The following is an 8,168-nucleotide window of genomic DNA, read 5'->3' on the forward strand; positions in this document are numbered from 1 at the left end:
GTCGCTGAACTCGCCTGCCGTCAGGGAGCTACCGCGGGATCCCACCGAGGAGGGCTGCAGAGTCACCGGCGAGAGCGCTCCGAAGCCACGGAACAACGACTCCGTTCAGCCGCTCGTGAGCCACCTCGTAGCCTGTGCCAGAGGGGGTGTCCTGCCCCCGGTAGCTCGCGAACTGGCTGTGATTCAGTCCGTCGAGGGTTTCGGTCCGGGCCGAGTCCGGAAGGTTCGCACTGTTCCGATCGTAGGCCCCTCGATTCAGGATCGTATCTGCACTGCCCGTAACACTCAAAACATCGAGGTCGCTGTCAGAGAGGTCGACGTCGCAGTACGACGCGTACAGCAAGAGTCCCTCCACGTCACTGTCGTCGGCGTACCGGCAGGCCATCGAGCCGCCGAGGGAGTGGCCGCCGACGTACCATCGATCGATATCGGGATGTGCCGACCTGGCCCGGTCAGCAGCGTCGTCCCACACCGGCGTCCGGCCGAAGCCATAGTCGAGAATTGCGAGGTCGAGCGGCATCTTCGGGACGACGACAGTGACGTTTCCCTCCCGGGAGAGGGCAGCGAGGGAGCCAACGTAGGCGTTGGGGTGAACACGCCCCCCGGGATAGAAGACGACACCAGCCTCGGGCGTCGCGTCCGCTGGCTGGAGGACGTAGCCGAGATCTGTCCGATCCACGGTTACACGGTCGTCTTCCTCGACGGCGTCGATACTCGCTGCCGTCCCCTCGTACGGCATCGAGAAGTAGACCAGTCCACCGACGAGAACCACGATCGCGACGACGACGATCCAGACGAACAGTCGTTTCAACTGGCTGCGGATCTTCGGCCAGTAGCCACCAGAGCGACCCATTGGTATCCAGTTTTCAGTTCAACAGACAAGAAATTTCCGTAGGTCTTCCGAACAGAGGGTGCAGGTCGTCGGACTCCTCGCTGCCATCCTGACAGCGGCAGTCATGGGCTGGCTCCTCCAGCAGACTGTACTCATCCCGCCGGGACTCGATATCCGGACCATCCCTCAGATCGCCGAGCGGACGAGCCCGAACTTCCTGTCGCTTTTTCTCGCGCTCGGATCGGGGATCGCCGGCTCGCTCAGTATTATGCGTGGCTCCGGGTCGACCCCCGTCGGTGTCGCCATCGCATTGCTTTCGGTCGTCCTCGGTGCAGTCACCTGGACGACGTTTCAGACGCAGTCCTTCGAGCAGCAGACCCGGAGTGAACTCCAGCAACAGTTTGACGACGCAGACATCGAGGGGGTCGAACTCGTTTCGGTGACCGTCGACTACGAATCAATCGATCTGCTCCTCGGAAACGAACCGCAGGTGAACGTCCGTATCGGTGTTCCACGGGATCGCGATGTGCCGCCCGACCTCGCTCAGCGCTGGGACGACCAGTTGACTACAGAGTTCGATCGGGATGTCACCGTTCGCGTCGGATTTATCGAGGCACAGGTATCCGACGGGGGAACGCCGGATCGACAACCCGAGCGACTGGTTTCTCCTATGACGTCTCGATGAGTTCTGATACCGGAGAACTCCGGAACGAAGTGGAGTACCCGAAACAGCATCAGAGCGCACTGTCGTCCTGGAGTCCGGCCATCGCGGTAAGCTTGTCAACGTGTATCGCAGTTATCGATTCGGTCTTGATGAACGTGGCTGTTCCCGCTATCGTGGCAGACCTGGAAACCCCCCGTCGTGCAGGGCGCGAAAACAGTCTCCCCATTCTTGATGCCGGCGGCCGCGATCGTGCCCCTGACGTGCTCCGTGCTCGTGGTCACCTGCGACGGGAAAGACCGGGCTGGTCGCTCGTACGTTGTTAATTAGTTAGCGCTGTCGGCCGGAAATACGGCCAAATGCAATCCGTACTGCCGCGTATAGTTGGGGTGTCCTCGTGAATACAGTGAACGAGGGCTCGGGAGAGCGAAGCTCTCCCGGTGGAGTTGGGGCGGAGTTGAAACGCCTGAAAACAGCTGTTTCACGATTACAACGGCTGTTTTCCGTTCATCACAAACGCACAAACCGCGGGTGTTTGCTCTACGCCGACTTCCTCGTTCCGCTCTCGGTTCCTGCCTGCCTGCAGTAGCGGGCGGGCTTTCCGACGACATCTGAAGGGATCCGAAACTGCTGAGATCACAATCTCACTTTCTTGGACCTCTAAGCACGGGTAATAGCATGACTGAGATTACTGTGTCCGAAGCGATCGAATCGTATCTGAATGAAAAACAAGCAGCCGTCTCCGATAGCACGGTCCAAACCCATCGTCACCAGTCGATACAGTTCCGTCGCTGGTGTGGGGGTGCCGATAGCACTGACAATCTTGATAGCATAGATCCTATCGATATGTCCCGGTTCCGGAGGGGACGTTCTGCAGATCTGAACTCGAATACAGTGTATAATCAGTTGGAGTGTGTGAGACCATCCCCCATCCATAATGCCTGGTAGTAAAATCGCCACATACCCGAATGCTATTCAGATTCGCGCTTGAACACCACGGTAGAGCCGTATGGAACGTAATCGCGGTATCGGTATCCTGTGTCAAAAGCACAAGCCGGTGTTCAGCGACGTCGCCGAGCGTCTTCGGAGTGCAGGCTTTCAGGTTCGATTCTTCCATCCCCAATCACACCTGTCACCAGAACAGATCGCCGACCTCTCGTTGATCGTTAACAAGAAAACACTCCCGAGTGCACTCCCAGCTCTCAGGCATGCTCGACGGACGGGGACAGCGCTGTGGAACAACTTGCAGGCGGTGATTTTGTTCAGTTCACGGCTTGTCGGTCTTCGAGCGCTTTCGGAGATGGGTTTTCTCATACCTGAAGTCTCCTTCGAGAAACCTGATGGCGAGTACGTCGCGAAAGGCTACTACATCTGGAACGACGAACCCGAACTCAACGGCGAGGGAGATTTCTATCAGGAACTGATTCCGACGGAGCCGGTCGATTACAAGTATTATGCCGTCGACGACGGGTCAGAAATACACGTCGCGGGGCGGCGCGTCACCTCGAAGCTCTACGGGGAGAAACAGTTCATCGGCCAGATAGAGATCAGACCAGCACTTGCAGCGTCACTCCGAGAACTTGTTGAACGGTTCGGCCTTCGGGGTGTCGGGGTTGACTTGGTCAAAGATGGCGACGGCCAGTATTGGGCTGTCGACGTCAATCTCGCGGCTGGATACCGTGACACTGGACTGGAGCCTGCTCTCACCGAATCGATTATTACGAGTCTGCCAAGCGAATGAAAAGAAGTAACCGCAACTTCGGGAGGGCGTCCACTGTGTCGAATTACTGGCTGAAATTGTAACTCACAGTGGCTTTCAATAAAACAGTGTGATCGACCGACGAGTATTGTTTGATTCACACCGGGACAACCGACGTGGTTGTGCTGTAGACGCGTTGTGTATTCAGCACGATAGTCAGAATACCGAACTAATCTGAGAGATTATTCTGTGTTCGAGACGCAACCCTACAGAGTAGTTGATTCACTCTCTATTTGCTAAAATCAATACTGTGAGAAGTGTTGTCTGGCACCCTCATAGATATGATTAATTGCATTGACTGTGGTCACAATGGCTTAACTGCATCAGATCGAATAAGCCATTCTTAGGGCGCCGTGGTCTATCCGGTCGATACTTTTATCTCTCGTTCAACAGATCACGGGGACGTGCTTGGGGTGCAAGACACGAGCGTCCGCTCAGCGTGCGAATCCAAAATCGGTTTTAGCTCTGCGGAGGTAGAATCCGGAGTAAGAAGCCCTAAACCACGCGCTAACGGTCATTCAAGAACGCGTGAGAGGCGGATGGGTTGGGGCGGATAGCCCACGTAGTACGTGTGAATCCTTCCCCCGCAGTTCTGCGCGCGAGAAGTCTTCTAACGGGCGCCCGTGACAACAATGAGCACGGATAAAGGCAATCTCGAACCACTCGATCCAGAGATAGGTATCGATCTATACTTGGATCATAAGGCAACCGACTGCACAGAATCGACAGTACAAAACCACCGTTATCGTCTAAAACCATTCTTGGAATGGTGTGATGAACAGGAAATTACCAATCTGAACAGTCTTTCAGGAAGGGATATTCAGGAGTACCGTCTTTGGAGAAGCGAAACAGGCGATATTAACCCCCTTACGTTTCGTATGCAGATGAGCACAATTCGAGTGTTTCTCAAGTGGGCGGGCTCAATGGAAGCTGTTCCTGAAAACCTCTACACGAAGGTGATGGTTCCACGTGTAGAACGTGATAAGCGCAAGCGTGACGTGATGCTTGAAGCCGAGGACGCGAAGGAGATTCTACAGTTTTTGTCCACCTACGAGTATGCCTCAGTTGATCACGTCCTGTTGGCACTGTTATGGGAGACAGGTATGCGAATTGGAGCAGCCATCTCCATTGATTTAGAGGATGTGAAATTTGATGACCAGTGTATCGAACTGGTCCATCGACCCGACCAAGGGACGACACTCAAGAATGGAGGTAGTGGTGAGCGGTTGGTGGCAATGACAGATGAGTTATCAGAGCTTCTCAGTGATTATATCGATATCCAGCGACACAATGTCACTGATGACAACGGGCGGAAACCATTGATTACGACGAGATATGGACGAATGCGCCGATCTACCATGCGTCGATCAATATACCGTGTCACAGCACCATGTTACAGAGACCAACCGTGTCCAGACTGTAATGTCGGTGAAGAGGCCAAATGTCCAGAATCAGTTAGTCCGCATGCGATTCGGCGTGGATCGATTACCCATTTCCTCACCAAAGATGTGCCAGTTGAGGTTGTTAGCAACCGGACAAATGTAAGCAGGAAAGTTCTCGACGAACACTATGACCGACGTTCACAAGAGGTGAAAGTCGAACAAAGACGAAAATATCTCAACAATATATAAATAATAAATAATTTAATATTTTTAATTTATTTGTAATTTATAAATAATAGCTTGAAAACAAATAGCCCACAATTGGTAGATAGTACTATTGAAGTAATTTTATAGAATATTTTGTTGTGTCTTTCTTAAATTCACTGTACTTTTTTTCAGCCCAATGTCGAACGGTGTCTGACGTGGTTTCAATCATGGCTTGCGGCATAGAATCCCCATCACAGATCAATTGGACCGTATCATCTAAAATCCCTATACAGAACGGGATATCACCATCATACACATACATTTCGAACTGATCTAAATCGAGTAATTCCTTTGTTAGACTAGCATAGTTCTGATTGGATCGTAGCATCTCGGCTACTTTTGATGAAACAATAAGCTCTGACTCCATTTTGCCTTCTAAGACCCGCTGGTGCCCAACTTCATACGCATGTAAGCCAACAAACGGCAGGGCGAATCGAACATCTTCTGCCACTTTGAGCTGTTGAACGTGACGGTCCACAACTGCCAGTGGATTTCCAGGCTCTGGCACTGTGAGTTCCGCATCGTTTAATTCTGTGATTTCAATAGTGATCTCATCACGGGGTATCCATTTTAAAAATGGTTGCAGCTGTGATGTGGTTTCAGCTGCCTGTGTTAGGTCTATGAACTGTTCTAAAATAATCTCACCACATGTGGTTATCAAGTAACCCTTTTTTGATTTTTTTATCCAACCCTCCTCTATCATCAGATCGAGATTTCGGATGACAGTTGTTCGTGAACAGTCAACCCGATCTCTGAGATTATGTTCTGCTACCATATCCTCCTGATGCAACACTTCTAAAATTTCTAGTCGAGCCTGTGAAGACGCGAGAAATTCTACTTTTTTTATACCCTTGTTCATATAAAGTATAATACAACGGCAGATTATAGTTTTTGACAGAGTTATACGTAATAACACTGTATTATAATATCGTATTAAGATTATTCCTATTTCAACTAACGACATATTATCATAGTTAGATTATACTCATCCCATACAAAATTGTGCATAGAGTGAACATGTAACAACTGATTAAAATAGGGATAGAGGCTCTCAAAGTCCGCTAATGATACTATTTTCACAGCGTGTAAGTGTTCATAAGATAACATAAAGTGGGGTCCTTTCGCTCTATCACTCGTAGATCATGGCAGAAAAAGACTCAGGGTGTGATGACAAGATCACTGAGGAATGTGTGAATAAATCAAAACCACCGAACCAAAATCAAAATGAGACAAATGGCATAAATAAAAAAAGATCCGATAAGAGGGAGTCATCCAGTCTCGATAATATTCTCGACGACACCACGATTCAAAACAGACAAAATACTACTTCAAAAGAAGCGGAGTGGGGGTATTTTAGTCGTCGTCGCGTTCTTCAAGCTGTAGGATTAGGCGCTAGTGTATCGGGACTACCGATCGGATTTGCAGATGCACAATCAGAATCAGGGTTCGTTGATATTCTGAGTATTGACCCGAGCAGCTACCCTCTTATCCAATTGAATATCGCTGTCGACACTGAAGCAGGTAGAAAGGGAGAGTTGACCGAGGATGACTTCACTATTATTGAAGAAGAAATTAGTAAGGCGGTTAAATCATTCACTTTCACCAGCACCTCTCTTGATCTCGCCTTTGTATTTGATGACACGGGTAGTATGGGTGACGAAATTGGAGAAATGAAGAGGAAGGTCATAGATCTTACAAATCAAATTGAGAATGCAGATATCGATGCTCGATATGGTCTCGTCTCTTTCAAAGACTCAGTTGACGTTGATCTCACATTTACCGACGACGCAGATCAATTAGAAACAGCAGTTGATTCTCTCAATGCGAGTGGCGGCGATGACGCTCCAGAAGATAACTTCGATGCAATCGAGGCGGCGCTGAACTTCGACTTCCGCGATGGAGCTCAGAAGGTCATTGTTGATATTACAGACAATGTATCACACTACCGCGGAGACGGTAGCGGGTTTTCTGAATACACGATCGATGAGGTTGCAGAGGATCTCCAGACAAATGGTATCGCATTTTTTGCGGTCGCACCAAGTTTCGGGGATTCAGAAGAAAGTAAGCGAACGTTGGCAGATATGGTAGATGGTAGGTGGATAGATATCACAAGCGCAGATTTCAGCGTAATCCTCGAAGAGATCACTGAAACTGTAATATCATCATACCTCCTCGGCTATGAAACAAGCATCTCACGAGGCGAGGATCGACTAATTAGTGTTGAAGTCGAGGATCCAGAGGAAGGAACTGGATCAGATTCGGGCGATCTTGTAGTTCCCCCTGGAGACTCTACGGCAACAGCTCGGTTCAATTATTCACCAACTGAACCCTACACCGGACAGGACGTAACGTTTGATGCCTCAGATTCTGATGCTTCAGATGCCGAGATAGAATCCTACGAGTGGGATATGGACAACGACGGTGATGTTGAAGTGACCGGTGAAAGTGTCACGTATGCGTTTGAGGAAGTCGGAGAGCAAACCGTGACACTCAGAGTTACCGACAGCAATGGAAATCAAAGCTCTACTGAACAAATAATCGATGTGGTTCCCTTCGAACAGGGTGTTGCGGAGGCGTTCGCCCCCGAATTTGGGTACGATGCTGACGAACCTTGGTATCCAACAGATCCACGGAACTACATAGATGAGGGGGAAGTGGAGGTGTATGGCCCAACTGCCCTCAACGAATACCACGATGGCTACGATCCTGACTCGGACCCTCCGCCAGATCCCACGATTTTCTACCACGTCGTCGGGATCACAGGCGAAGACAGCACCCCACTTTGGGATCAGGACCTCATAGCCGTGCAGTATTGGAGGTATTACGTCTTTGATCAGTTTTCTGTCAACTACCACTGGCACGATTCAGAAAAGTTCCATATATTCCTCGATATGGACAGCGACAATCCGTTTGATTTTGATCAAATAGACCCCATACTCTATGTTGCAAGTGCACACGGATCCGTTGGTGTCAATAACGAATATCTAGATCAAGATGCGAGTATCGAACAACCCACCGGGGTATTATCAGAACTCGGAGCTCATGCCTCTGCTCCAGATGTGAATTCTCTTGAAAATACGTTCGAACGGTACGGGACAGAGAGTAGTTATGATTCAGACATAACTAATAATTATAATAGTCGCTCATCTGTAGCGGTGGATACTTTCTCATGACTGGAGTTCGTAGTCTGCTACAGCATGGTCAGCAGAGAGAGCGTCAGCAAGGTGTTTCTGCCTGACAAAGAGGACTGTTTGGAGTACCTGCGTG

Annotated in this window: 6 protein-coding genes; 4 read left to right on the plus strand and 2 right to left on the minus strand. The window is 50.0% G+C overall.

From position 1 onward, the window contains the following. Positions 1 to 28 precede the first annotated feature (28 nt). A complete protein-coding gene (locus EOW68_RS15450; protein ID WP_431358972.1) occupies positions 29 to 853 on the minus strand; it encodes an alpha/beta hydrolase in 825 nt (274 codons plus the stop codon). Between EOW68_RS15450 and EOW68_RS15455 the strand changes: the two genes are divergently transcribed. The 3 genes from EOW68_RS15455 (at position 852) to EOW68_RS15465 (ending at position 4,883) form a co-directional block, all read left to right on the plus strand. Next, on the plus strand, positions 852 to 1,517 hold the full coding sequence (locus tag EOW68_RS15455; RefSeq protein ID WP_431358974.1) for a DUF389 domain-containing protein: 666 nt from the start codon (positions 852 to 854) through the stop codon (positions 1,515 to 1,517). The two genes, EOW68_RS15450 and EOW68_RS15455, sit on opposite strands and share 2 nt — an antisense overlap. A gap of 985 nt (positions 1,518 to 2,502) precedes the next feature. Then, entirely contained in the window at positions 2,503 to 3,234 is a 732-nt protein-coding gene (locus EOW68_RS18890; protein ID WP_431358973.1) for an ATP-grasp domain-containing protein, read from the plus strand. Positions 3,235 to 3,884: 650 nt separating this feature from the next. Continuing rightward, positions 3,885 to 4,883: a tyrosine-type recombinase/integrase gene (locus tag EOW68_RS15465; protein ID WP_128226066.1), complete on the plus strand. Its 999-nt coding sequence runs from the start codon at positions 3,885 to 3,887 to the stop codon at positions 4,881 to 4,883. 85 nt (positions 4,884 to 4,968) lie between these two features. Here the strand turns inward: EOW68_RS15465 and EOW68_RS15470 are convergent, their stop codons facing one another. Further along, entirely contained in the window at positions 4,969 to 5,760 is a 792-nt protein-coding gene (locus EOW68_RS15470) for a helix-turn-helix transcriptional regulator (protein WP_128226067.1), read from the minus strand. A 283-nt stretch (positions 5,761 to 6,043) separates the two neighbouring features. Here EOW68_RS15470 and EOW68_RS15475 point away from each other — a divergent pair, with 283 nt between their 5' ends. After that, positions 6,044 to 8,074, plus strand: a complete 2,031-nt coding sequence (locus EOW68_RS15475; RefSeq protein WP_128226068.1) for a VWA domain-containing protein — start codon at positions 6,044 to 6,046, stop codon at positions 8,072 to 8,074. Positions 8,075 to 8,168: the final 94 nt, after the last annotated feature.

This window comes from Halovenus amylolytica (genome assembly GCA_004015825.1).
Taxonomy (GTDB): Archaea; Halobacteriota; Halobacteria; order Halobacteriales; family Haloarculaceae; genus Halovenus; species Halovenus amylolytica.